22 protein-coding genes, 1 other RNA gene and 4 pseudogenes are annotated in these 23539 nt (G+C 73.8%); 14 read left to right on the top strand and 13 right to left on the bottom strand.

Annotated elements, in window-relative coordinates:
* The first annotated feature begins 186 nt into the window (after positions 1-186).
* Together DA06_RS08500 and deoC are read left to right on the top strand one after the other, a co-directional pair.
* Positions 187-1419: a M14 family zinc carboxypeptidase gene (locus tag DA06_RS08500; RefSeq protein WP_052436533.1), complete on the top strand. Its 1233-nt coding sequence runs from the start codon at positions 187-189 to the stop codon at positions 1417-1419.
* Positions 1420-1824: 405 nt separating this feature from the next.
* Positions 1825-2525 (top strand): annotated as a pseudogene (deoC, locus tag DA06_RS08495) (deoxyribose-phosphate aldolase).
* A gap of 151 nt (positions 2526-2676) precedes the next feature.
* Here the strand turns inward: deoC and DA06_RS08490 are convergent.
* From DA06_RS08490 to DA06_RS08480, 3 genes and pseudogenes are all read right to left on the bottom strand, one after another.
* Positions 2677-3243: a GNAT family N-acetyltransferase gene (locus tag DA06_RS08490; protein ID WP_052436532.1), complete on the bottom strand. Its 567-nt coding sequence runs from the start codon at positions 3241-3243 to the stop codon at positions 2677-2679.
* Between the two features lie 41 nt (positions 3244-3284).
* Positions 3285-3653 carry a citrate/2-methylcitrate synthase gene (locus DA06_RS08485; RefSeq protein ID WP_418607409.1) on the bottom strand — a complete coding sequence of 123 codons (369 nt, stop codon included), beginning with the start codon at positions 3651-3653 and terminating at the stop codon, positions 3285-3287.
* 85 nt (positions 3654-3738) lie between these two features.
* Positions 3739-4557: pseudogene (locus tag DA06_RS08480) on the bottom strand (citrate/2-methylcitrate synthase); the annotation flags it as partial.
* On the opposite strand from DA06_RS08480, the gene DA06_RS08475 reads away from it, so the two are divergent.
* Together DA06_RS08475 and DA06_RS08470 are read left to right on the top strand one after the other, a co-directional pair.
* Positions 4556-5359 carry a PspA/IM30 family protein gene (locus DA06_RS08475; RefSeq protein ID WP_052436529.1) on the top strand — a complete coding sequence of 268 codons (804 nt, stop codon included), beginning with the start codon at positions 4556-4558 and terminating at the stop codon, positions 5357-5359. The pseudogene DA06_RS08480 and the gene DA06_RS08475 sit on opposite strands and share 2 nt — an antisense overlap.
* Positions 5360-5557: 198 nt before the next feature.
* Positions 5558-7126, top strand: coding sequence for an FMN-binding glutamate synthase family protein (locus DA06_RS08470; protein WP_043499074.1), 1569 nt, complete (start codon positions 5558-5560; stop codon positions 7124-7126).
* A gap of 60 nt (positions 7127-7186) precedes the next feature.
* On the opposite strand, the gene DA06_RS08465 is transcribed toward DA06_RS08470, so the two are convergent.
* Positions 7187-8329: a Glu/Leu/Phe/Val family dehydrogenase gene (locus DA06_RS08465; protein WP_418607406.1), complete on the bottom strand. Its 1143-nt coding sequence runs from the start codon at positions 8327-8329 to the stop codon at positions 7187-7189.
* A 219-nt stretch (positions 8330-8548) separates the two neighbouring features.
* Between DA06_RS08465 and DA06_RS08460 the strand changes: the two genes are divergently transcribed.
* From DA06_RS08460 to DA06_RS08445, 4 genes are all read left to right on the top strand, one after another.
* Complete coding sequence (locus tag DA06_RS08460; protein ID WP_418607404.1) at positions 8549-8767, top strand: nitroreductase family protein; 219 nt, start codon at positions 8549-8551, stop codon at positions 8765-8767.
* Positions 8768-9048: 281 nt separating this feature from the next.
* Positions 9049-9252, top strand: a complete 204-nt coding sequence (locus DA06_RS08455) for a hypothetical protein (protein ID WP_418607402.1) — start codon at positions 9049-9051, stop codon at positions 9250-9252.
* Positions 9253-9328: 76 nt separating this feature from the next.
* Entirely contained in the window at positions 9329-9541 is a 213-nt protein-coding gene (locus DA06_RS08450) for a PspC domain-containing protein (RefSeq protein WP_248256079.1), read from the top strand.
* A gap of 141 nt (positions 9542-9682) precedes the next feature.
* Positions 9683-10117, top strand: coding sequence for a hypothetical protein (locus DA06_RS08445; RefSeq protein WP_418607401.1), 435 nt, complete (start codon positions 9683-9685; stop codon positions 10115-10117).
* Between the two features lie 177 nt (positions 10118-10294).
* Here DA06_RS08445 and rnpB read toward each other — a convergent pair.
* Positions 10295-10679: RNase P RNA component class A (gene rnpB / locus DA06_RS08440), an RNA gene on the bottom strand.
* Positions 10680-10780: 101 nt separating this feature from the next.
* Between rnpB and DA06_RS08435 the strand changes: the two genes are divergently transcribed.
* The gene (locus DA06_RS08435; RefSeq protein WP_043499066.1) at positions 10781-11563 is read left to right on the top strand and encodes a YaaA family protein; all 783 of its coding nucleotides are present in this window, start codon (positions 10781-10783) and stop codon (positions 11561-11563) included.
* A gap of 12 nt (positions 11564-11575) precedes the next feature.
* Here the strand turns inward: DA06_RS08435 and DA06_RS08430 are convergent, their stop codons facing one another.
* The 8 genes and pseudogenes from DA06_RS08430 to DA06_RS08395 form a co-directional block, all read right to left on the bottom strand.
* Positions 11576-12205, bottom strand: coding sequence for a GNAT family N-acetyltransferase (locus DA06_RS08430; RefSeq protein WP_418607399.1), 630 nt, complete (start codon positions 12203-12205; stop codon positions 11576-11578).
* Positions 12202-12957 (bottom strand): zinc ribbon domain-containing protein, encoded by a 756-nt coding sequence (locus DA06_RS08425; RefSeq protein ID WP_043499058.1) that lies wholly within the window; start codon positions 12955-12957, stop codon positions 12202-12204. The genes DA06_RS08430 and DA06_RS08425 overlap by 4 nt, the downstream gene beginning before the upstream one ends.
* Positions 12954-13309, bottom strand: a pseudogene (locus tag DA06_RS08420) (Nif3-like dinuclear metal center hexameric protein); the annotation flags it as partial. The pseudogene DA06_RS08420 and the gene DA06_RS08425, both read right to left, overlap by 4 nt.
* Before the next feature lie 142 nt (positions 13310-13451).
* Complete coding sequence (locus DA06_RS08415; protein ID WP_043499048.1) at positions 13452-13898, bottom strand: VOC family protein; 447 nt, start codon at positions 13896-13898, stop codon at positions 13452-13454.
* A gap of 101 nt (positions 13899-13999) precedes the next feature.
* Entirely contained in the window at positions 14000-15460 is a 1461-nt protein-coding gene (gene gtfA, locus DA06_RS08410) for a sucrose phosphorylase (RefSeq protein ID WP_052436527.1), read from the bottom strand.
* Positions 15457-15834 (bottom strand): VOC family protein, encoded by a 378-nt coding sequence (locus DA06_RS08405; RefSeq protein WP_043499046.1) that lies wholly within the window; start codon positions 15832-15834, stop codon positions 15457-15459. Before DA06_RS08405 ends, gtfA begins: the two co-directional genes overlap by 4 nt.
* 66 nt (positions 15835-15900) lie before the next feature.
* Positions 15901-16440, bottom strand: a complete 540-nt coding sequence (locus DA06_RS08400) for a hypothetical protein (protein ID WP_418607397.1) — start codon at positions 16438-16440, stop codon at positions 15901-15903.
* Between the two features lie 113 nt (positions 16441-16553).
* The gene (locus DA06_RS08395) at positions 16554-17870 is read right to left on the bottom strand and encodes an MFS transporter (RefSeq protein WP_418607396.1); all 1317 of its coding nucleotides are present in this window, start codon (positions 17868-17870) and stop codon (positions 16554-16556) included.
* A 146-nt stretch (positions 17871-18016) separates the two neighbouring features.
* On the opposite strand from DA06_RS08395, the gene DA06_RS08390 reads away from it, so the two are divergent.
* From DA06_RS08390 to cimA, 5 genes and pseudogenes are all read left to right on the top strand, one after another.
* The gene (locus DA06_RS08390; protein ID WP_418607395.1) at positions 18017-18136 is read left to right on the top strand and encodes an NAD-dependent epimerase/dehydratase family protein; all 120 of its coding nucleotides are present in this window, start codon (positions 18017-18019) and stop codon (positions 18134-18136) included.
* A gap of 293 nt (positions 18137-18429) precedes the next feature.
* Positions 18430-19170 carry a TSUP family transporter gene (locus DA06_RS08385; RefSeq protein ID WP_043499041.1) on the top strand — a complete coding sequence of 247 codons (741 nt, stop codon included), beginning with the start codon at positions 18430-18432 and terminating at the stop codon, positions 19168-19170.
* A 94-nt stretch (positions 19171-19264) separates the two neighbouring features.
* The gene (locus DA06_RS08380; RefSeq protein WP_418607394.1) at positions 19265-19567 is read left to right on the top strand and encodes a hypothetical protein; all 303 of its coding nucleotides are present in this window, start codon (positions 19265-19267) and stop codon (positions 19565-19567) included.
* A 705-nt stretch (positions 19568-20272) separates the two neighbouring features.
* Positions 20273-21428, top strand: a pseudogene (locus DA06_RS08375) (branched-chain amino acid aminotransferase).
* Between the two features lie 399 nt (positions 21429-21827).
* Positions 21828-23474 (top strand): citramalate synthase, encoded by a 1647-nt coding sequence (gene cimA, locus DA06_RS08370; protein ID WP_418607392.1) that lies wholly within the window; start codon positions 21828-21830, stop codon positions 23472-23474.
* The last annotated feature ends 65 nt before the right edge of the window (positions 23475-23539 follow it).

Below are 23539 nucleotides of genomic sequence, written 5' to 3'. Positions count from 1 at the left end.
CGGGGTCGTGTCACCGGCGCCCGCGGGTGTCCGTGGCCGCTTGTGGACATGGCCGTTACTTTCCAGCCCCGACTCTCCCATTTGGCTTAATGCTTCGCCACGATCGGGTCATCACCTGATCAGGTGAGCACCATGTGCCCGGCGGGCATGTGGTGGACGCTCAAACTAGAGGGAACCAGCATGCACTTGAGCAAACGGTCCGCTGCCGTCTGCGGCTCCGCGGCACTTGCCGTCGCCCTGCCGCTCGTCGCGCTCGCGCCGGCGGCGGCAGAGCCGCACCGGAACGCGGGCGACCCGGCGTCGGGCACCTGCAGGACCCAGGACGACCCGCAGGCCTCCGGCTGGAGCAGCTACGAGGAGGTCGCCGCGGAGCTCGCCCGCCTCGAGGCCACGAGCGACGGACGCGTGGAGGTCGACGTCATCGGCCAGAGCGCCGAGGGGCGCGACATCCACGCTGCCCGGGTGGGGACCGGAGACCGCGTCCTGATCGTACAGAGCGCGGTCCACGGCAACGAGCGGACCGGCACGGAGGCGCTGCTCGGACTGCTGAACGACCTGGCCACCGGCAACGACCCGGACACCCTCCGGGCGCTCGAGGGGCTCACCCTCGTCGCCCTGCCGATCGCCAACCCCGACGGGCTCGAGCTCAACCGCCGCACCAGCGTGCTGAGCTGGGAGGACGTCGTCGAGCAGTACCCGCAGCTCGAGGGTGCGCCGACGGCGTGGTACCACCGCGCGAGCAACCTCGGGATCGACCTGCCCGGGTTCGACCTCAACCGGGACTTCAACCCGGACCTCGACTACGTCCCCAGCCCCGAGGACCTGCCGGGGGTGGGCACGGACGCCGGCTTCTTCCTCGCTCCCGAGTCCCGGGCGGTCCGCGACCTCTACCTCGACCTGCGCGACGAGTTCGGGACCGTGGACGCGTTCGTCGACCTCCACCACATGGGACCGTGCAACGCCCTGACGGGTGGTCCGCAGGACGGCAGGCAGATCTCCGTCGCGCTCGACTACCCGCCGCTCGGGGTGGACGACGGCGCCGCGTACCTCGCCGAGTGGCCGCTCCTGGACCAGGACGCCTCCCGCCGGCACGCGCTGGCGGTCGCCCAGGGCATCCAGGAGGCGTACGGCGAGCAGTCGCCGCTGGCGGCGGTGGGGCGCTACCTCCACCCGGACGAGCGTGAGTTCGCGGGCCAGGGCCGCTCGGCCTTCGCGCTGAACGGGACGGCGACCGTGCTGTTCGAGGTGCGCGGGCAGTCGCACAGCTTCGGCCAGAAGATGGGCGGGATGCTCACCCAGTCCGTGCAGACCGGCCTGGAGTCGCTGGTCGACTCGATGGCGACCGGAGCCGTCGACACCCTCGACGGTGACGACTTCTTCGACATGCCCGACTACGGCTGGGACACCACGGCCGACTGACCTCCGCTCAACAGCGCCGAGACCGGCGGGGGCCGGGACCACCGACGAGGTGGTCCCGGCCCCCGCACGTTTCGTGGCCCGCGCCGCCCGCCGGCGCGCACGAACCCCGGCCCGGCCGCCGCCCCGGGCCGCCCACCCGCTCCGCCGCGCGCAGCCCTCCCGGACCAGGACGTGTCCAACGGCACACGTGACCCGTCCTTCGTCCCGCGCCGGGCGGGGAGCGCGTCCCTACCATGGGAGTCACGGGCGACACCGGCCGCGGACCTTCCCCGCGCCGGTCCGGCCCGGTCGAGGCCTCCTGAAGCCGTCGACCCGGACGCCGATCCCGTCACCGATCAGGACCGGGACGCAGCCGCGCCCGAGATCACGGACGAGCGACCCCGCCCAGGGGTCTGGAGGCAGAAGATGACCCCGAAGCACCTGACCGAGGCCGCCGCACGCACCCTGGAGGCGCCGGTGACGACGGTGTCCGTCGCCAGCGTCGTCGACCACACCCTGCTCAGGCCGGAGGCCACGGCCGACGACGTCGCCGCCCTGGTCGCGGAGGCCGGGCGCCTCGGCGCGTACTCGGTGTGCGTCTCCCCGAGCATGCTGCCGCTGGGAGACACCGGCGACGTCAAGGTCGCCACCGTCTGCGGCTTCCCCTCCGGCGCCCACCACGCCGACGTCAAGGCCGCCGAGGCCGCCCGCTCCGCGGCCGACGCGCCGACGAGATCGACATGGTCATCAACCTCGCGCTGGCCACCACCGGCCGCTACGACGAGGTACAGGCCGAGATCTCCGCCGTGCGTGCCGCCGCCCCCGCGCCGGTGGTCCTGAAGGTCATCATCGAGTCCGCCGCCCTGACGGACGAGCAGATCGTCGCCGTCTGCCGGGCCGCCGAGGCCGCCGGCGCCGACTTCGTCAAGACCTCCACCGGCTTCCACCCGGCCGGCGGCGCCTCCGTGCACGCCGTGGAGCTGATGGCCCGCACCGTGGGCGGTCGCCTCGGCGTCAAGGCCTCGGGCGGGATCCGCACCACCGAGGCGGCGCTCGAGATGATCGCCGCCGGCGCCACCCGCCTGGGCCTGTCGGGCACCGCGAAGGTCCTCGACGGCCTGAGCTGACCCTTTCACTACCGCCGCAGGGTGGGCCGCCGGAGTTCCGGCGGCCCACCCTGCTTGTGTCCGCGCACGTGGCATCGGGGCCTTCGTGGGGATGATCCTCCTCCTCGCGGCCGGACGGGGCGTCGCTCGCGCAGCGCGGACCGGTTGCCGCTCAGCTGCCGGCGGGGCGGCGCGGCGCCGTAGGTCCCGCACTGCCGGCCGCTTCCGGCGGATCTGCGCGCCCGACCGTGCGCAGGTCGAGCACCCAGGCGTTGCACCGCAGCATGGCGCCGCGGAACTCCGCCTCGTCGGTGCCGCGGAGGGCGAACCCCGTGCGCGCGCACAGCGCGTTGGACGCGGCGTTCTCCACGCTGGGGAACGCCGTCAGCAGCGGGTGGGTGCCGTGGGCGCGCACGTCCGCGACCACCAGGGCGACGGCCGCCGCGGCGATGCCCCGGCCCTGGAGCTCCGGCAGGACGAACCAGCCCGTCTCGTGCACCGGTTCGTCGAGCCACCGCGTCGACCACCAGCCGATCCCGCCCGCGTCCTGGCCGTCGGCGACGATGCGGAACATCCGGGCCTCGCCCGTCTCCCAGTGACGCAGGTACTTGGCGTGCCGGTTCTCGAGCTCGTCGTCGGTCTCCGAGGCGACGAGGTACCGCGTCATCTCGGCGGAGTTGGCGCGCCGCAGCAGCCACAGGTCGTCGGGGCCCCAGCGCTCGATGCGGACGTCGCTCACGTCGCCGACGGTAGGCCCCGCCGGCCGCGCGCCGCCAGGCTTCAGAGGGAGGCGTGCACGTCGAGGACGTGGGCGGACCAGCCGGCGGTGCGCCCGCACAGGTACAGCGCGCACATCAGCGGCGCGGTCACGCCGAGGTGATCGAGCAGGATCGCGCCCCAGAACATCGTGTTGGCCGCCGACTCCTCCACCGTCCGGCCCCGCTCGAGCAGCATCTCGTGCGCCGCCTCGGCGATGGCGTCGCCCGCCTCCAGGTGACGGGCGCCCACCTCGACGCACGCGTCGCGCAGCAGCCGCGCCCGCAGGTCCCGCGGCAGCGCGTCGGTGAAGCCGTGCAGGGAGCCGCCGTGCGCGTCGGCGTAGGCCTCGACGACGCGCCGGGCGTCGCCGGTGCGCTCGACCTCCTCCACCACGGAGAGCCCCCCGCGCCACCGAGCCGCCGAGGAAGGGACCACCGCCCACGGCGACCGCGGCCGCCAGGCAGGATGCGGCGTCGGCCCCGACCTCCGCCGCGAGGCGGGCGGTGCGGGTGGACGGCGTCACGCCGTTCTCGGCGACGGCGAGCCAGAAGATGTCCAGCGCCCGCACCGCGGTGGGATCGGCCTCGCCGCGCCAGCGGACGAGGAAGCGCTGCGTCGCCGTGTCGACCAGGTCCACCTCCCGCTGGGGGACGGCCGGGATGTCGTGCCCGCGGGCGGACTGGGCCACGAAGCTCATCATCATCGCCGAGGCCCGGGCGAGGTTCTCCCGCGCGAGCGCGTGGTCGATCTCGGGCAGCGGCCGGTAGGACCACGCCGGGGTGAGCTGGGCGAGGGCCGACAGCACGTCGGCGCGGGTGTCGCCCGTGCGCACGGGCAGATTGAACGGCTCGGCGCGGGGCAGCCGCTCGCCGTCGGCCACGAGCATGCCCCACACGCGGTCGAACGACGTGCCCACCAGCTCGGCGACGCGGTGCCCGCGGTACGCCGGGGCGCCGTCGTCGTCGAGGGCGAAGATCGGCGGGCGGGCGCCGCTGGGGTCGTCTGGTGTGGTGGCCGTCACGGCCGCAGGATAGGCACCGGCGCGGACAGGGAAGAAATCGCCGACGGCGCAGCACCGGCGGGCGGACCCTCGTCCGGGCTGCCGGGCTGCCGGGCTGGCGGCGGCTTCGGTGGCGGCGGGGGCCGCTTCTGACGGCCGCCCCGACGACGGCGCCCGTACGCGCACGCCGCCCTGCCGGGCGGCCGAGCCCCGCCGGTAGCAAGCACCTTCCGCCAACCACGCCACGAGACTCAGAATCGTGAACGAGACCCCAACCAAGAAGGGCACCACCATGGCAGAGAAGCAGAGCATCCTGGGCCGCATCGCCCAGCTGACCCGCGCGAACATCAACGCCCTCCTCGACCGCGCCGAGGACCCGCAGAAGATGCTCGACCAGCTGGTGCGCGACTACACCTCCTCGATCGCCGAGGCCGAGGACGCCGTCGCCGTGACCATCGGCAACCTCCGCCTGGCGGAGCAGGACCACGCGGCCGACCTCGCCGAGGCACGCGACTGGGGGCAGAAGGCGCTCGCCGCCGCGAACAAGGCCGAGGAGCTCCGCGGCGTCGGCAACGCCGGTGAGGCCGCCCGCTTCGACGACCTGGCCAAGATCGCCATCGGCAAGCAGATCACCGCCGAGAACGAGGCCAAGGCCGCCGAGCCGATGATCGACTCGCAGAACGAGGTCGTCGAGAAGCTCAAGGTCGGCCTGACCCAGATGCGCGTGAAGCTCGACGAGCTCAAGAGCAAGCGCGACCAGCTCGTCGCCCGCGCCAAGACCGCCGAGGCCCAGGCCACCGTGCAGGGCGCCATCTCGTCCATCAACATCATGGACCCGACCAGCGAGATCGCCCGCTACGAGGAGCAGGTGCGCCGCGAGGAGGCCCGCGTGGCCGGCCACGCGGAGCTGCAGGGCTCGACGCTGGAGTCCCAGTTCGCCGAGCTCGAGGACTACGGACGCAACGCCGAGATCGAGGCCCGGCTGGCTGCGCTCAAGGGCGGGGGCACGTCCGCGGCGCCGCAGCTGGCCGCGGGCAACGCGACCGACGAGGGCTCCGCCGTCCCGGCGCCCGAGGAGGACCGCACCACCTACTGAGCGGACGTGCGCAGCCGCCGAGGCCCCCGACCCCCCAGGGTCCGGGGGCCTCGGCCGGTCGCGAGGACGCCGGGGCCGTCCCGCGTCGTCCTCTGCCGCGACGACGCCGAACCCGACCCTGCGTCGTCGTCCGCCGCGCCCCCCTGCCGGTCGGGCCCCGGATGGCGCGACTTCCGGGCGGGCGGGACACTCGCCTCCATGAGGTGGACGAAGGCGTTCCTGCCCCTCGCCGGCCTGGCCGGCGTCGCCGCGCACGACCTCCTGCAGCGGCGCCACACCCTCCTGCGCAACTTCCCCGTCGTCGGCCACGCACGGTTCGCGATCGAGCGGATCGGCCCCGAGCTGCGGCAGTACGTCGTCGCGGGCAACGACGAGGAGCGGCCGTTCACCCGGGACCAGCGGCGGTGGATCTACGCCTCGGCCAAGGGCGAGAACAACTACTTCGGCTTCGGCACCGACAACGACGTCGAGAGCACCGACGGCTACCCGATCATCAAGCACCGCACCTTCTCCGCCGTCACCCCGCCGTCGCACCCACGAGCCGGCGAGGAGATCAGGCTCCCGTGCGCCAAGGTGATGGGCGCCGCGCGGGGCCGCGCCCGGGCGTTCCGCCCCGAGTCGGTCGTCAACGTGTCCGCCATGAGTTTCGGCTCCCTCTCCGGCAACGCCGTCCGGGCGATCAACGAGGGCTGCGCCATGACGGGCGCCCTCCACAACACCGGCGAGGGCGGCCTCTCCCCGCACCACCGCCACGGCGGCGACCTCATGTTCCAGATCGGCACCGCCTACTTCGGCTGCCGCGACCTCGACGGCGCGTTCGACCTCGAGCGGCTCAAGGACCTCGTCGCCTCCGCGCCGGTACGGGCGCTGGAGATCAAGCTCAGCCAGGGCGCCAAACCTGGCCTCGGCGGGGTGCTGCCCGCCGCGAAGGTTTCCGCCGAGATCGCGGAGATCCGCGGCGTCCGGGCGGGCGAGGACTGCATCAGCCCGTCCCGGCACGCCGAGTTCAGCGACGTCGACAGCCTCCTGGACTGGGTCGAGCTGCTCGCCGCCGAGACCGGGCTGCCGGTGGGCATCAAGTCCGCCGTCGGCGACCTCGAGGTGTGGCGGGACCTGGCCGCGGCCATGGCGGACGGGGAGCGCGGGGTCGACTTCATCACCGTCGACGGCGGTGAGGGCGGGACCGGCGCCGCACCGCTGACCTTCAGCGACTCCGTCGCGCTGCCGTTCCGCGTGGGCTTCCCCCGGGTGTACGGGATCTTCGCCGAGGCCGGGCTGACGGACGACATCGTGTTCGTCGGCTCCGGCAAGCTGGGCCTCGCCGACAACGCGATCGTCGCCCTCGCGCTGGGGTGCGACCTGCTGGGGGTCGCCCGCGAGGCCATGCTGTCCATCGGGTGCATCCAGGCGCAGAAGTGCCACACCGACACCTGCCCGGTCGGCGTCGCCACCCAGAACGCCTGGCTGGCCCGCGGGCTGGACCCGGCCCTGAAGTCGGTCCGGCTCGCCGGCTACATCCGCACGCTGCGACGCGATCTGCTCAAGGTCGCCGAGTCGTGCGGCGTGCTGCACCCCGGCCTCATCGACGTCGACGACGTCGAGATCCTGGCGGGCAACCAGGAGGGTAGGCCGCTGCGTGAGGTTGTGCGGTACCGGCCGGGCTGGGGCATGCCCTCGGCCGCGCAGCAGGCGGAGCTGACCGCGCTGATGACGGCCGAGGCGCCGACGGGCGGCACCGCGCCGGAGTCCCGCACCGCACAGGGTTGAGCACGCCCGGCGGGCCGGGTCCCCGTCGGCGAGGCACCGGAAAGGCGTGCCCCGTGCCCGTCAGCGCCGCCCGGGCAGGTACATCCGCGACGCGCCGATCGCGGTGATCCGTTCCTCGGCGAGGTGGTCCGCGGCACGCGCCGGGCTGATGCCCTGCTCCTCGGCGCGCTCCAGCACGGCCTTCGTCGCGTCGAACAGCTTCTCCACCCGGTGCTTCGCGCGCTCGAAGTCGAACCCCTCCAGCTCGTCCGACACCTGGATCACGCCGCCGGAGTTCACCAGGTAGTCCGGGGCGTAGGTGATCCCCCGCGCGAGGAGGCGCTCGGGGATGCCGCCCTCGCCGTCGTCGGCAAGCTGGTTGTTGGCCGACCCGCACACCACGCGGGCCTGCAGGGCCTCCACCGTGGGGGTGTCCAGCGCACCGCCGAGGGCGCAGGGGGCGTAGACGTCGAGGGCGGCACGGATGAGCGCGTCGGTGTCCGGGACCACGGCGACCTCGGGATGGGCGCTGCGGACGGCGTCGACCGCCCGGTCGCTGACGTCGGTGACCACGACCGAGGCCCCGGCCTCGAGCAGGTGGTTCACGAGGAGGTGGCCGACCTTCCCGACGCCCGCCACGCCGACCGTGCGGCCGCGCAGCGAGACCGAGCCCCAGACGTGCTCGGCGCAGGCCCGCATGGCGGTGAAGACGCCGAACGCGGTGAGGACGGACGGGTCGCCCGCGCCGCCGTGCGGGCGGCTGCGCCCGACGACGAAGTTCGTCTCCCGGTGGACGAGGTCCATGTCGGCCACGTACGTCCCGACGTCGCAGGCCGTGACGTACCGGCCGCCGAGGGACTCGACGAACCGGCCGTAGGCGCGCAGCAGCGCCTCGGACTTCTCGCGGGTGGGGTCGCCGATGATGACGGCCTTGCCGCCGCCGAGGTCGAGGCCGGCGAGGGCGTTCTTGTACGTCATGCCCTTGGACAGGCGCAGGACGTCCGCGAGCGCGGCGTCCTCGGAGCCGTACGGGTAGTACCGCGTGCCGCCCAGCGCCGGGCCGAGGGCGGTGCTGTGGATCGCGATGATGGCGCGCAGGCCGCTGGCTGCGTCGTTGCAGAAGGTCACCTGCTCGTGGCCGTGCGCGGGGTCGAACGGGCCGGGAACCCGGAACGAGGCGAGCGGGGCGGTGCGGGGCGCTTCCGGGCGCGACAAGGTGGTCACGGCTCAGACTCCTTCGTCATCTTGTGGATGCGCGGCGCCTCGCCAGGGGTGTCGGCTCGGTCACCGTGACAACCAGGCTAGTCCCGACCTTCCGGACCGGCAGGCCGGACGACCCGCGGCCCTCGCACGCCCCGGGGACCGTGCCGCTGCCCTCTCCAGCCGCGCCGCGACGGGGGCCGCCACGACGCCCGGGGGCCAGGCCCTGTCATCATTCCCGGCATGGAGTTCCAGGACGTCGTGCGACGGCGGCGGATGGTGCGCCGCTACTCCCCCGAGCCGGTCGAGGCCGCGGCGGTCGACCGGCTGCTGCGCAACGCCGTCCGGGCGCCGAGCGCGGGGTTCTCCCAGGGCTGGGGCTTCCTCGTGCTCGACCGTCCCGGGGACGTCACCCGGTTCTGGTCCGCCGCCACCGGGGGAGCGCGCCGCCGAGCTGCGTGAGCAGGCCGGGGACGAGGTGCCCGGGCTGGACGCCGTCGCGGCGATCACCGGGCTCCCCGACGGCGCGACGCTGCTGGCGTGGGACGGCCCGGCCACGTCGGTGGTGGCGCACGAGGCCCACGCGCCCGGCCACGCCGCCGTCCTCGCCCGCGGGGTCATGATCGCGGGCGACATGCTCTCCGACCTGGAGGTCCCGCTCCTGGACCTCTCCGCGGCCGACCCGGTCGGGGGACTACGCGGCCGGCCTGGAGCGACTCGCGTCCGCGCTGCGGGAGAACGACGTGCGGGTGCTCGTGCCCGGCCACGGGCACCCGACCGACCGGGCCGGTGCCCTGGCGCGAGTGGACGCGGACCGGCGGTACCTCGACCTGATCGCCGCCGGTGGCCGCGTCGGCGAGGACCGGGACGCCCGGCTCGGCGACCCCTGGACGCGCGGCGAGCACGAGCGTCAGGTCGCCGCTCTCCGCTCGCGCGGATCAGGGTGAACTTCAGGGTCCGACCCCGATGCACGTGGCGGGCTGGTGCGGCACCGTTGAGGTACCGACACCGAAAGGATCTGTCATGACCGACATCCGCCAGTCCGTGGGCCGCACCGGCCTCGTCCGTCCGCGCGACACCCGCGTGATCGCGGGCGTGTGCGCGGGGCTCGGGCGGCGCTTCGGGCTCAGCCCGTGGGTGGCCCGGCTGCTGTTCGTGCTGCTGCTGATGGTGCTGCCGGGCAGCCAGTTCCTCGTCTACTTCATCCTGTGGATCCTCATGCCGAACGAGTACTGATCCATGATCCATGACGGCGGGGCCTGCTGCCGGGGGGGCGGCGGGAGGTCCGGCGCGGCGCGCCGTCGGGAGGATCACATCGGTGAGGAAGCTCTGCTCCGATAGCATTCAGGTGGAGTTCCGGGTGCGTGAGGAGGGGCGATGACCAGCGGAAAAGCCATGCGTTGGGGCGCGATCTCCGTGATCGCCGCAGCCGGCATCGCGGTGCTCGCGACCACCGCCGTGCCCCGCGCGCCGGAGCGTCCGGAGTCCCTCGAGGTGGTCCTCTCGGACGCGTCGACCCGCAAGGGCGCCGAGTGCGACCCCGCGGTGTACGCGGACACGTTCTTCGACGGCACCGAGATCGAGGTCTCCGACGGCGAGGGCAGGGTGCTCACCTCGGCCACGGTGACCGACCCCGTCACCTCCGGCGACCGCGGCTGCTCGTGGACGGTCACCTTCGACGACCTGCCGCAGGCCGAGGCCTACACCGTGACGCTGCGCAACCCCAGCTCGCCCAACCGTGAGCACGCCTACTCGTACACGGCGGCCGAGCTCGCCGAGGACTCGTCCCTCTGGGTCGCCGTCGTCCGCTGAGAGAGTCGGGCGCCGCAGGAGCCAGTCGCCCTTCACCCGCTGAGCCTCTCGCGCCCCGCGGGGGCCAGTCGCCCTTCACCCGCTGAGCCTGTCGCTGGCCGACGGAGGTACTTGCGCTCAGCGGGACGCCGGACCGCATCGCTCCGGGGACCGCCACGACCCGGTGGCCGGCGGGGGCGGATGAGTCGGCCGGTACGCCGGGTTCTGTCCCGCGGCGCCGTCGCCGGCGCCGCGGTGGCGGCCATCCATCTAGGACGTGCGTTGCCGCACGTCTCGAGCGACCTACCCGCAGACTCGGGCGGGCAGCCCTCGAGCGTCTGCTGTCTGGTCTTGCTCCGGGTGGGGTTTACCGAGCCACGACGGTCACCCGCCGTGCTGGTGGTCTCTTACACCACCGTTTCACCCTTACCTCCCTGGCGGACCAGGAAGGCGGTCTGCTCTCTGTGGCACTTTCCCGCGGGTCGCCCCGGGTGGGCGTTACCCACCACCCTGCCCTGCGGAGCCCGGACGTTCCTCGGCACACCGGCCGGGGCCGGCGTGACGCGACCGCCTGGCCGACTCATCCGCGGCTCCATGCTACCGGTCCCGGCGCTGCGCGCGGCGTCGGTCCCACCCGGCGGGCGGCCGGCGGCCTCCTGGCACCGACCGGACTACCATCCCGGGGTGCTCGTGCTCCTCCCGCCCTCCGAGGGCAAGGCCGCGCCCACCCGTGGCGCCCCGGTCGATCTCTCCGCCCTCTCCGCGTCCCAGCTCACGCAGGCACGGGAACGAGTGCTGGACGAGCTCGCCGCCGTCTCGGCCCGCCCGGACGGCCCCCAGGTGCTCGGCGTCGGCGCCGGGGTGGCCGACGAGGTGGGGCGCAACACCACCCTGCGCAGCGCGCACGCCGCACCTGCCGCACATCTCTACACCGGTGTTCTCTACGCCGCCGCCAGGCTGCCCGAGCTCACCGGCACCGCCCGGCGCCGCGCCGGGCAGAGCGTGCGCATCTTCTCCGGCCTCTGGGGCGTGCTCGCTCCGGGCGACCGGGTGCCCGCGTACCGGCTGTCCATGGGCGCGGCGCTGCCGGGCACCGGCAGGCTCGCACCCTTCTGGCGCGACCGTCTGGCCGAGGTGCTCGACGGGGAGGCGTCCGGCGACGTCGTCGTCGACTGCCGCTCGGCGGCGTACGCCGCGGCCTGGCGCCCGCCCCGCTCGGCCGAGCACGTGGTGGTGCAGGTCGTGCGTGAGCAGGACGGGCGACGCCAGGTCGTCTCCCACAACGCCAAGCACGCGCGGGGGCTGCTCACCCACCACCTGCTCACCCGGACGGGGAGACCTCCGCGGACCGCGGAGCAGCTTGCCGACGCCGCCGGCGAGCTCGCCGCGGACGGCGCCGTCCACGCCGTCGAGCTCCACGACGCCGCAGCGAGGCGGCGCGTCCTCACGCTCGTCGAGCGCGCCTGAGCGGCATCCGCGTCAGCCGGACGCGGCGGAGGCAGCTGCAGACCCGGTCCGGTCCTCCAGGATCCTTTCGAGGAGTACGTGGTCCTGCCAGCTGCCGGCGATGCACAGGTACCTGCGGGCCACGCCGATCGGCTCGAAGCCGTTGCGGCGCAGCACGGTCTGGGAGGCGGCGTTGTGGAGCAGGGTCCCCGCCTGCAGGCGATGCAGCCCGTCCTCCGCGCACGCCGCGGCGGCGTACGCCACCGCGGCGGTGGCGAGACCCCGGCCGGTGTACGTGCCGTCGATCCAGTACCCGAGGTTCCCGCTGAGGAACGGCCCTCGCACGATGCCGCCGACGGTCATGGTGCCCACCACGTCGTCGCCGTCGACGAGCACCCACGCGAGGGTCGCGCCCCGCTCGTGCTCGGCCAGGCGACGGGCGACGTTCTCCTCCTGACCGTGCCCGGTGAACCAGCTCTCCGGGCGCCGGGGCTCCCAGGGGGCGAGGTGGTCACGGTTGCGGACGTAGGCGCGGGCCAGGGCGGCACCGTCGCCCGCGTGGAGCGGCCGGATCCCGACCGTGCCGACGAGCGGCTCCGTACCGGCCCTGCCCGCTGGCGGGGTGTCGACCGGCCCCGCCCGGCCGGGGCCCGCGTCGTTCACGCGCGGCCGGAGGCTGCGTCGGAGTCGAGGCGCACGAGGACGTACCCGTGCTCCTCGGAGACGAGCACCTCCTCCGGGGCGGCGGCGTCGATGGCGGCGAGCTCGCTGAGCGAGAAGTCGATCTGCGCTCCCTCGGTGCGGTGGCCGCGAAGCGCCACCACCCCCAGCCCGCCGGTACGCGAACGGGCGTACTCGTACAGGTCGAGCAGCTCCCCGTCCATCCCCGAGGCAAGCTCGTCGCGGTCGGCGCGCGTGCGCGCGATCTCCGCGTCGAGGTCGGCGAACGCCGCATCGCGCTCGGCGGTGTGCCGCTCGACGTCGGCGGCGACGGCCCGCTCCTGCGCCTCGAGCTCCGCCACCCGGGCCTCCGCCGTCTCCATGCGCTCCATGACCTCGAGCTGGATCTCCTCGAGAACGGCCTGGCGCTCCGCCAGCTGCGCGAGCTCGCTCTGCAGGGCGACCAGCTCGCGCGAGAGGCCCTTGCCCGAGTCCAGGGTCGCCTGGTGGCGGGCGGCGCGGGACCGCACCTGCTCGACGTCGCCCTCGGCCTTGGTCAGCTCCCGCCGGGTGTCCGCGGCGACCGTCCGGGCCTCGACCTGGGCACGGTGAAGATCGTCGCCGCGGCCCTCGAGCTCCGCCAGCGTGGCGAGGACGGGCAGGGTGCGACGCTGGTGGGCGAGCTTCGCCAGGCGCGTGTCCAGCGCCTGGAGGTCGAGCAGGCGTCGCTGCTCCTGCGGCGGGGCTGTGGTCACGGGCGTCCTCCTACGGTCGTCGAACCTGGCCCGCCGTCGTTCTGCGGCGCCAGCTGCAGGTCCCACGGGTCGGTCACGAGCGTGGAGACGTGCACGTCCAACCTAGCGCCGCGCGCGGCGGCCGCGCTGCGAAGCACCTCCGCCGCGCGCGGCAGCCACGGCCACTCGCTCGCCCAGTGCGTCGTGTCCACGAGATAGGGACGGCCCCCCCGCGAGGTGCTCGGAGGCGGGGTGGTGGCGCAGGTCGGCAGTGACGTAGACGTCGGCGCCCAGGGCGCGGACCCTGCCCGAGCAACGAGTCGCCGGCCCCGCCGCACACCGCCACGGTGGACACCTCGGCGTCCAGGTCCCCGCAGCTCGGGCAGGCGGTAGCCGCGCAGCGGCATCTCGGAGCGCAGGTACCGGCGCTGGCCGGCGCGCGGACGGGGTCCCCGCCGCCGGCCAGCGCGTTCCGTACCGCGGCGATCAGGTCGCCGCGCGGTCGGGGCCCGATGTCAGGAGCTCTGGCCGCCCTGGTCGCCCTGCCCGCCGCCCTGGCCCGCGATGTTGACCATCCACGCCACACCGAAGCGGTCGGTGAGCTGGCCGAAGTGGTCGCCCCAGGGAGCCATGTCCAGCGGCATCGTGACGTTGCCGCCGTCGCTGAGCTTGTCCCAGTAGCCGCGAAGCTCGGTCTCGTCCTCGCCGCTGAGCGAGATGGTGATGTTGCTGGAGTCGACGGCCTCCATGGAGCTCGGGGTGTCCGCCGCCATGAGGGTCAGTCCGTTCGCGGCCTCGAGCTGGCCGTGCATGATCTTGTCGGCGTCGGCGGGATCGTCGCTCATCTGGAACTCGGCGAAGGTGCTCATGCTCAGGTCGCCGCCGAACACGCCGTGGTAGAACTCCAGCGCCTCGCGTGCGTTGTCCCGGAAGGAGATGTACGGGTTGAGTCGGGTGGTCACGGTGCCTCCTCGCACGGTGGTTGGTGTGTGGCAAGTCTGTCGGCCCGGCGGCGCCCGGCGCGAGGCTTTTGGGCGACAGCTTCGGCCGTCCGTTCCCGGCGCTACGCCTGGGCCGGAGTCGCCTCGATCCGGAAGGTCCCGGCGGCCACGTCAGCCTCGAGGCTGGCGCGGTGCCCGCCCGCCCGCCAGCTCAGGACGACGACGGAGCCGTCGCCGTCCGCGCGGAAGTCGCCGCCGAACGCCGGGTGGGCGTTGCGCAGCCGGACCAGCTCCAGCAGCCGCCGCACCACCGGCCGCTCGAGGTCGCGTTCGATCTCCTCGCGGGTGTAGTGGTGGCGGTTGATGTCCCGGCCCACGCCGGTACGGGCGAGCAGCTCCATGTCGTTGCGGCCGGCCAGCAGCCCGACGTAGTAGATCTGCGGCACGCCCGGCACGAAGAGCTGGACGGCCCGCGCGAGGAGGTAGGCGTCGTCGTCGCCGCCGAGCGCGTCGTAGTAGGTGCAGTTGACCTGGTAGATGTCGACGTTCGACGCCGCCCACCCGGTGGCCTGCCGCGACTGCCCGCCCGAGCGGGTGTGGATGCCCTCGACGAGGTCGTGGACCTGCTCCGGGGTCAGCAGCCCGGGACGGTTCTCCTCGATCTGGTCGGGCCCGACGTCGACGACGCCGATCCCGTCGTGCGTGTCCAGCACCGTGACGGCGTTGGCCGGCCGGACGGCCAGCCAACGGCGCAGCGCCGCGGCGTCCCCGGTGTACAGGGCGTGGAGCAGCAGCGGGGGGAGCGCGAAGTCGTAGACGCGGTCCACGCGCGCGGCGATGGCCACCTGCCGCTCGAAGTGCGAGTGGATCTCCACCAGCACCTCCGCGCCACGCTCCCTCGCCCGGGCGGTGAGGTCCTCGATGAAGCCGAACGTCTGCGGCGTCATGAACGAGGAGGTCCCGGCCGTCTTCACCGCGTACCCGACGGCGTCCAGGCGCACCATCGACACCCCGCCGTCGGTCAGCGCCGAGAGCACGCGGTCGAGGTACGCCTGCCCGGCGGGGTGGGCGAGGTTGAGGTCGATCTGCCGAGGCGTGAACGTGGTCCACACCAGGCGCCGACGCCCGCCGAGGCTCATCGGCGTGAACGGCAGCCCGGGCCGGGGGCGGTAGATGCCGGCGAGCTCGTCCTCGCCCGCGCCGTCCGGGTAGACGTCGGACATCGTCAGGAACATCCCGGCGTGCTCCGACGCCGTACCGCGGGCGACCACGTCGCGGAACTCGGCCGAGTCGGCGGAGACGTGGTTGACGATGAGGTCGGCCATGAGGGTGCGAGAGCCGGCGAGCTCGTGCACGTCCGCCCACGTCCCGAGCCGGGGGTCGACGGCGGTGTGGTCGACCGGGTCGAAGCCGGCGTCGGCGCCGTCGAACGGGGTGAAGAACGGCAGCAGGTGCACGCCGTCGAAGACCCCGGCGAGAGGGCCGTCGAGCAGGTCGAGCAGGCCGCGGACCGAGCCGCCGAACCGGTCGGCGTAGGCGATGAGCTGGACGCCGTGACGTCGTCCGCCGTGCTCCTGGCTCACCGCTGCCCGGGCCTGACCCAGCAGAGGCAGAACGGGTGGCCGGCCGGGTCGGCGTAGACCTGGAAGGCGTCCGGCTCGTCGTTCTCGTCGGCCGCCTTGAGCAGCTCGGCGCCGAGTGCCGTGACGTGCTGGTGGGCGGAGTCGATGTCGTCGACCCACAGGTCGAGATGGATCTGCTGCGGGTTCCCGTGCGGCCACTCGGGCCGGACGTGGTCCGGCGCCAGCTGGACCGCCATCCGTGGTTCGCCGTCGACGGAGACGGTGTGCCAGTCGTCGTCGGCGTCGACCGTGCCGCCGAGCACGCCGGCCCAGAAGCGGCTCTCGGCGTCCAGGTCGGCGGCGTCGAAGACGACGAGCTGCTGCTTGATCCTCATGCGTCACCTCTCGCACCCTTGCTCCGAGGCGGGCCGGAGAACCCGCCTGACGCTGCTGCGCCCACGCTACCGAGCGCCGCCGACCCCCGCCTCAGTAGCGGAGCAGCATCCCCCCCGACGGCGAACCCCCGTGACCACGACGACGACGGCGACACCCGCCAGAGTCAGCGCCCGTGAGCTCTCGAGGCCGTGCGCCTGGGCGAGCAGGTCGACCGACGTCAGCAGCGCGCTCAGACCGACCGCGACGAGGCCGACGACCCAGACGGCGGTGCTGACCTCGTGCAGGGCGGCGAGGGCGTTGCCGGTGGTGCCCCCCTCGCCGGCACGGAACGCGACTGCCGCGTCGCCGAGCAGGCCCAGCGAGGCGAGCGCGAGCCCGGTCACCAGCGTGCCCCGCGCCACCCGCGCGAGGAGCCCGGGGCGCACCGGCCAGAACCGGAGCACCACGACAAGGAGAGCGAGCAGCGGAAGGGCGAGGGCCAGCTGACCGGCCGCGTCGCTCACGTCCGGGGAGAGCGGCAGCAGCCGGACCGCCAGGAACAGGATCCCGACGAGCACGGCCGTACCCGCGACGCTGACCCTGGCGACATGATGCTCGAGAATCACACCGGCTCCCGCGCGAGGAGTGGGTCCGACGCCGGTGTCGGACCCTCGCGGCCATGATCGGCCTCGGCCGAGGCGGTGTCCAAGAGCCCGCCGGGAGTACGGCAGGGTGGTTGTCAGCGTGCGGCGTCGGGCGCGGGTGAGGCCGCCGGAACCGGGTCGTCCCCGCCGTCCGCGCCGCCGCCGGGGCTCGCGCTCACGATCGCCCGCCGCCCGGACGGGAGTGCCACCGCGACCGTCGCCACGAGGAACATCAGCGCGCCGGAGGCGACGAGCAGCGACTCCACCGAGAACCGGTCCGCCAGCGGTCCGAAGACCACCATGCCGATCGGCATCGCGACGGCCATGACGATGCTGACGAAACCGAACACCCGGCCCTGCCGCTCGGGCTCGACGGTCTCCTGCAGCACCGTCATCGCGGGCGTGGAGAAGGCCGGCACCGACAGCCCGACCAGGAACATGAACCCGAGGAACACCCAGAGGTTGCTCGACAGTCCCATCGCGATGGAGAGCGCGCCGAACACGAAGACCGACGCGACGATCATGTGCACACGGTTCTTCAGCCCGCCCCAGGCGGCGATCACGGCACCGCCGATCATCATGCCGACGCCGTAGGCCACCTCCAGCGCGGTCAGCTTCCACACCTCCTCGCCGAAGGTGCGCACCATCATCAGCGGCGTGAGCCCGGACGGCGCGACCACCAGCAGGAAGACGACGGCGAACAGGGCCAGCAGCCAGCGGACGAAGCGGTGGCTGCCGACGTACCGGACGCCGTCGACGAGGTCGTCGAGGTAGCCGGGGCGCTCGCCGTCGGGGCGCACCAGGCGCGGGACGGAGAGCACGGCGAGCAGGCCGATGCCGATCACCGCGGTGACGACGTCGACGAAGAAGACCGCCACGATCGAGAAGTTGGCGTAGACGACGGCCGCCGCAGCAGGTGCGAGCAGCACCATGGCGGACTGGATGGTCCCGTTGATGCCGTTGACCCGCATCAGCTTGGCCGTCGGGACGATCTGGGGGAGAAGGGAGGTGACGGCGGGCGTCTGCACCCCGGCGCCGGCCGAGCGGATCGCGAGCGTGGCGTACACCAGCCACAGGTCCGTCACCCCGGCGAGCATGAGCAGCGCGAGCGCGAGAGTCGAGGCCGCGATGACGGCGTCCGCGGTCATGACCAGCAGCTTGCGGTCGTGCCGGTCCGCCCACACGCCGCCGAAGATCGACACGACGGCCTGGGGCAGGAAGCCGAACAGCGCAGCCAGCGCCATGACGGAGCCCGACCGCGTCTCGAGCGTCAGGTGCCACATGACCGCGTACTGGACGAGCATCGAGCCGAACAGCGAGACGGTCTGCCCGCTGAGGAAGAGGGCGGTGTCGCGCCGCCAGGCGGGCCTGTCCTCGGTGGGGGGCGAGGAGGTGGCGGTGGGGGTGCTCACCCCGGCATTCTGGGCGAGACCGTCCGTCCTCTCCCAGCGAATTTCGGCTGGACCCGGTCATCTCCTCCGGGACGGCTGCCCCGGTGACGCGAGGGCTTCCCGGGAGCGGGCAGGATGCGCGGAAGGGACGGAAGCGGAGGTCGACGGTGCGAGTTCTCCTTGCGGGCGCCACGGGCGCGATCGGCACACACCTGACCCGGCAGCTGCTCGAGCGCGGTCACGACGTGGTCGGACTGACGCGCCGCGCGCACGCGGCCGGGCCGTGATCGCCGAGGGGTGGCGCGCGCGCAGGTAAGCGTCCCCTGCTCGACGAGGTAGGAGCGCCACTGCCCGACGAGGTCGAGATTCTGGTTCGGTAGAGGGTGATCTCGAACCAGAACCTCGACCTCGCCGATGTGGGGAGTTGGTCAGGTCGATGGGGCCCTGGCTGGGCAGGTGGACCGCGCCGGGTACGGGCGCTGGTCAGGTCACGGCCCGGTGCTGGGTAGCTTGACCCGGTGCCGCGTCCCGTCCGTGTCCGACCCCGTGCCGGTGGACGAGACGTCGTCGGGCGGACGGCATGACCGCCGCGCTCGTGCTCGCCGTTCTCGTCGGTGCGGTGATGCAGCGCGTCACCGGCATGGGCTTCGCGCTGGTCGCCGCGCCGTTCGTCATCCTCGCGCTCGGCCCGTCGGCCGGGGTGCTGGTGATCGCCGCGCTCGGCGTGCTCGCGGCGCTCGTCGTGCTGGGCCGGGTCCGAGCCGACGTGGACTGGCCCACCCTTGGCCGGCTCCTTCCGGGCGCGCTCCTCGGCATCGCGGCGGGGACTGCGGCAGCGGCGGTGCTGGACGCGGCGTGGGCTCAGGTGGCCGCGGGAGCGCTGATCATCGCCGGGCTGATCGGCTCCGCCGTCGTCGTCCGTGCCCGCACGCTGCCCAGGAGCCTTGTTGTGGTGAGCGCCACCGGCCTCGCCTCCGGCGCGATGGGGGTCGTCGCGGGCGTGAGCGGGCCGGCCATGGCGGTGCTCGCCGTCCTCACCCGCTGGGACACCGTCCGCTTCGCCGCCACGATGCAGCCCTACTTCGTCCTCACGGGGTTGTTCACCGTCGCGGCGCGGCTCCTCGTCGAGCCGGGCGTTGGCGGCAGGCTCGGCGTCGTCACGTGGGCGCTCATCGCCGCCGCTCTCGGCGCGGGGGTCGCGCTGGGCGAGCTCGTCGCCAAGCGGCTCTCCGCCGCCGCGGCGCACCGTCTCGTCGTCGTCCTGGCCGCCGCCGGCGCGCTCGCCACGATCGCCGACGGCGTCGCTCGGCTCCTCCGGTGAGCTCGCGGACCAAACTCGCCGCCGAAGTCGATGTCGCGGAGATCCGCGGACGAGGAGCGTGGCGGGACGCCGCCGTCCAGGGAGAATGGCGCCCATGACGGAGGAACGGCACGTCGACGTCCGGGCGGTGAGGGCGGACGACGACCCACGGGCCGGCGACCTGGCCAGGCTGAACCTGCTCGCCATGGCGCAGCGCGGCCGGGAACGGGCGCAGCGGCAGTCCATCTGGGTCCACGAGGCCGCACGGGCGGCGGCTGTCGAGCGGATCGCCGAGGTGCTTCCCGGCGAGCGTGGCGTCCGGCTCGGGAACGAGGTGGGCGACGCGGTGCTGGAGGCGGTGCTCAGGGCCGTGCGGGAGGGGCCGCCCGAGGAGACGGAGCCGCCCGAGGTGGTGTAGGTGCTTCTGTGCAGCCGCGCCGCGGACATGGAACGCCCGGGCGCGTACGCCCGGGCCGTTCGAGACTGCCTAGGGGGTCAGACCCTCGTCGCATGCCCGATCACTGGGCGGTGCCGGTGCTTCTGCGAGCATCAATCGGCCGGTTGGAGCTCGAGCGGTCTGACGGCCTGGCAGCGGTGCAGTTCTTCCACTGGCGACGCATCACCGGCTCTCGTCGACGGGCCTCGGAAGATGCGTTGCTGCATCCCCCGTGCTGGCCGACCCCGCCGACCGTGGTCACCAACCGCCGCCGCGTCGCTCCTGCTGGAACGTCGGGTCCGTCACGAGTGGTGCGATCGTCGTGCCGTCCAGCTACGACCTATCCTGCCACTCCGACGGCGAGATGGCACGGGGACGTTTGTCCCGTCCGGGCGTTGGGTGGCCCCGGACGGATCCCGCGGAGCCGTCGACGCCCGGCCCGCGGCCCCAGCGGCCGGCGCGCCGTCGCCGCGGACATCGCCGGGCGGGACGGTGCCGCGCGCTCCACCTCGGCCGTCGGCGACGCCCTCGCCGCCCGCGCGGGGGCGCGAGTACCGGCCTGACCGCCGGGCGCATCCGGCACGGCGTACGCCAGCCGTGACCCGAGCGCCAGCCCGCCGGCTCTGACGCCGGCGGGCCGTCGGCGTTACGGTCTCCCCAGCACCTCCCACTCTCGAGAAGGTCCCCATGAGCACCTCGTCCCAGGTCACCACGCTGACCGGGCTCTCCGCGGACGAACTGCCGGCCGCCGCTGAGCTCGCCCCCCGCTTCCCGCTCGCCCCCAGCTCCGCCCCGGCGTCCGACGCCGACGTCGACGCCGTCATGGACAGCCTGTCCTTCGGCGTCGCCTTCACCGACCACATGGTCCGTGCCCGCTGGACGCCGGCGCAGGGCTGGCACGACCGGCGCACCGAGGCGTTCGCCCCGCTGACGCTCTCGCCGGCGGCGGCGGTGCTGCACTACGGCCAGGAGATCTTCGAGGGCCTCAAGGCGTACCGGCACGCCGACGGCTCGGTCTGGACGTTCCGGCCCGGGTTCAACGCGGCGCGCTTCAACGCCTCCGCACGGCGCCTGGCCATGCCGGAGCTGCCCGAGGAGGACTTCGTCGCGTCCCTGGCCGCCCTCGCCGCCGCCGACGCCCGCTGGGTGCCCTCCGTGCCGGGCTCGAGCCTGTACCTGCGGCCGTTCATGATCGCCACGGAGCCTTTCCTCGGCGTGCGCTCCGCCCACGAGCTCGAGTACCTCCTCATCGCCTCGCCCGTCGGCCCGTACTTCACCAGCGGCTTCCAGCCCGTGTCGATCTGGGTGGCGCAGGACTACCACCGGGTGGGCCCGGGCGGCATGGGGGGCGGCGAAGACCGGCGGCAACTACGCCGCGTCGCTGCTGCCGCAGCAGGAGGCCTACGAGAAGGGCTTCGAGCAGGTCTGCTTCCTCGACGCCGCCACGGGCACGCATCTCGAGGAGCTCGGCGGGATGAACGTGTTCGTCGTCGACGCCGACGGAACGGTCCGCACCCCGTCGCTGACCGGCACGATCCTCGAGGGCGGCACCCGCGCGGCGATCCTCCAGCTGCTCCGCGACGCCGGGCGCACCGTCCGGGAGGAGACCATCGAGCTGGCCCCGCTGCTCGAGCAGATCCGCTCGGGCGACGTCGTCGAGACGTTCGCCTGCGGCACCGCCGCCGTGATCACGCCGATCGGGCGCCTCGCGGGAGAGGGGTTCGACATCACCGTCGCCGACGGTCGCCCCGGCACGGTGACCACCGAGCTGTACACGGCCCTCACCGACATCCAGTACGGGCGCCGCGAGGACCCGCACTCCTGGATGTACCGCCTGGTCTGACGGGCTCGCGTCGGCCCGGGGCTCCGTCCGGCGGGAGGGCGACGGCGGAGCCAGCCTCCGCCGTCGCCCTCGTGGTGACGGCGGGCGCGCGTTGCGGGACGGCCCGGACCGGTCCGCATGCTGGCCCCGTCGGGGACAGGCCGGCGTGGGGTGTGGCACACTTGGCCGGGTGACGCAGCCCCAGCTGATTATCGGCTAGCGCGTCGGGCACACCCGTCCGACGCGCAGACCTCCCGTACCCGGGAGGTCTTTTTGTTGCCGGGGCCACCCCTCCCGGCGACGACGCCGCCGGGCAGGCCCCGACGGCGACCGGTACCGGCACCACCCCACCGGCAGGCGGGGGCCGTCTCGCAGGACCACCGCCGGCCGCCCAGCGCGGCCCCGTGCAAGGAGCACCGCATGTCGACCACCGCAACCTCGGGCCTCGCCCGCCCGGCCGGCGGGCACCGGCCCGCCTCCGACGTCGTCCAGGTCTACGACACCACCCTGCGCGACGGCGCCCAGCAGGAGGGGATGAACCTCTCCGTCGCCGACAAGCTCGCCATCGCGGTGCTCCTGGACGAGCTGGGCGTGGGGTACATCGAGGGCGGCTGGCCGGGGGCGATCCCGAAGGACACCGAGTTCTTCGCCCGTGCGGCCAAGGAGCTCGACCTCAGGCACGCGCGTCTCGCGGCGTTCGGGTCCACGTGCAAGGCGGGCGCGCAGCCGCACGAGGACCCGCAGGTGCAGGCGCTGGTGGAGTCCGAGGCGCCGGTCGTCACCCTGGTCGCCAAGTCGGACATCCGGCACGTCGAGCGGGCGCTGCGCACGGACGGGCAGGAGAACCTGCGCATGATCGCCGCGACGGTGCGCTACCTCGTCGGCCTCGGGCGGGAGGTGGTGCTCGACGCGGAACACTTCTTCGACGGCTACCGCTACGACCGTGAGTACGCGCTGTCCTGCGTGCGGACGGCCTTCGAGGCGGGCGCGGCGACCGTGGTGCTGTGCGACACCAACGGCGGCATGCTGCCGGACTGGGTGGCGCAGGTGGTCACCGAGGTGCGCGCGGCCACCGACGGGCGGCTCGGGATCCACGCCCACAACGACTCCGGCTGCGCCGTCGCCAACTCTCTCGCCGCCGTCGCCGCCGGTGCCGGTCACGTCCAGGGCACGGTGAACGGCTACGGCGAGCGCACCGGCAACGCCGACCTGATCACCTGCGTGGCGAACCTCGAGCTCAAGGGTGGGGCCCGGACCCTCGCGGGCGACGGGCTGGCCGAGTCGAGCCGCATCGCGCACGCGATCTCCGAGATCACCAACATCAGCCCCTACGCGCGCCAGCCCTACGTGGGCGCCTCGGCGTTCGCCCACAAGGCGGGGCTGCACGCGTCCGCCATCCGCGTGGACCCGGACCTGTACCAGCACGTCGACCCCGTCGCGGTCGGCAACGACATGCGCATGCTCGTCTCCGAGATGGCCGGGCGCGCCTCCATCGAGCTCAAGGGCCGCGAGCTCGGCTTCGACCTGACCGGCCGGTCCGAGCTGCTGACCCGCGTCACCACGCGCGTGAAAGAGGCCGAGGCCGCCGGGTACACCTACGACGCCGCGGACGCCTCCTTCGAGCTGCTGCTGCGCGCCGAGCTGGACGGCGGACGTGCGCCGCGCTTCTTCGACGTCGAGAGCTGGCGCACCTTCGTCGAGCACCGGCCGGGCGACGAGGGGCTGGTGAACTCCGAGGCCACGGTGAAGCTGCGCACCGGCCGGGGCCGGATGATCAGCACCGGCGAGGGCAACGGACCGGTCAACGCCCTCGACCACGCCCTGCGCGCGGCGCTGGTGGCCACCTACCCGGAGATCGAGGACTTCGAGCTCATCGACTACAAGGTGCGCATCCTCGACAGCCAGCAGGGCACGGACGCCATCATCCGGGTGCTCATCGAGACCTCCGACGGACACGAGAGCTGGTCCACCGTCGGCGTGGGCACCAACATCATCGAGGCCAGCTGGGAGGCGCTCACGGACGCCATCGTCTGGGGGCTGCTGCACCGGGGCGTCGAGCCGCGCTGAGCCGACGGGCCGCGGCGCGCTCGGCCGGCCGGCCCCGACGCCACGTGGAGCGTGGGTCGCCGTGC

The organism is Georgenia sp. SUBG003 (genome assembly GCF_000715355.2).
In the GTDB taxonomy this organism is placed as follows: domain Bacteria; phylum Actinomycetota; class Actinomycetes; order Actinomycetales; family Actinomycetaceae; genus Georgenia.
The sequence above is the reverse complement of the archived record's forward strand: the minus strand, read 5'-3'. Positions and strand labels throughout refer to the sequence as shown.

What these genes read in the sequence shown, in the direction of transcription:
- DA06_RS08475 (WP_052436529.1), top strand. Translation starts at nt 4,556, where the DNA reads ATGGCAGAGAAGCAGAGCATCCTGGGCCGCATCGCCCAGCTGACCCGC.
- DA06_RS08470 (WP_043499074.1), top strand. Translation starts at nt 5,558, where the DNA reads ATGAGGTGGACGAAGGCGTTCCTGCCCCTCGCCGGCCTGGCCGGCGTC.
- DA06_RS08460 (WP_418607404.1), top strand. Translation starts at nt 8,549, where the DNA reads ATGGAGTTCCAGGACGTCGTGCGACGGCGGCGGATGGTGCGCCGCTAC.
- DA06_RS08450 (WP_248256079.1), top strand. Translation starts at nt 9,329, where the DNA reads ATGACCGACATCCGCCAGTCCGTGGGCCGCACCGGCCTCGTCCGTCCG.
- DA06_RS08445 (WP_418607401.1), top strand. Translation starts at nt 9,683, where the DNA reads ATGACCAGCGGAAAAGCCATGCGTTGGGGCGCGATCTCCGTGATCGCC.
- DA06_RS08405 (WP_043499046.1), bottom strand. Translation starts at nt 15,834, where the DNA reads ATGAGGATCAAGCAGCAGCTCGTCGTCTTCGACGCCGCCGACCTGGAC.
- DA06_RS08385 (WP_043499041.1), top strand. Translation starts at nt 18,430, where the DNA reads ATGACCGCCGCGCTCGTGCTCGCCGTTCTCGTCGGTGCGGTGATGCAG.
- DA06_RS08380 (WP_418607394.1), top strand. Translation starts at nt 19,265, where the DNA reads ATGACGGAGGAACGGCACGTCGACGTCCGGGCGGTGAGGGCGGACGAC.
- cimA (WP_418607392.1), top strand. Translation starts at nt 21,828, where the DNA reads ATGTCGACCACCGCAACCTCGGGCCTCGCCCGCCCGGCCGGCGGGCAC.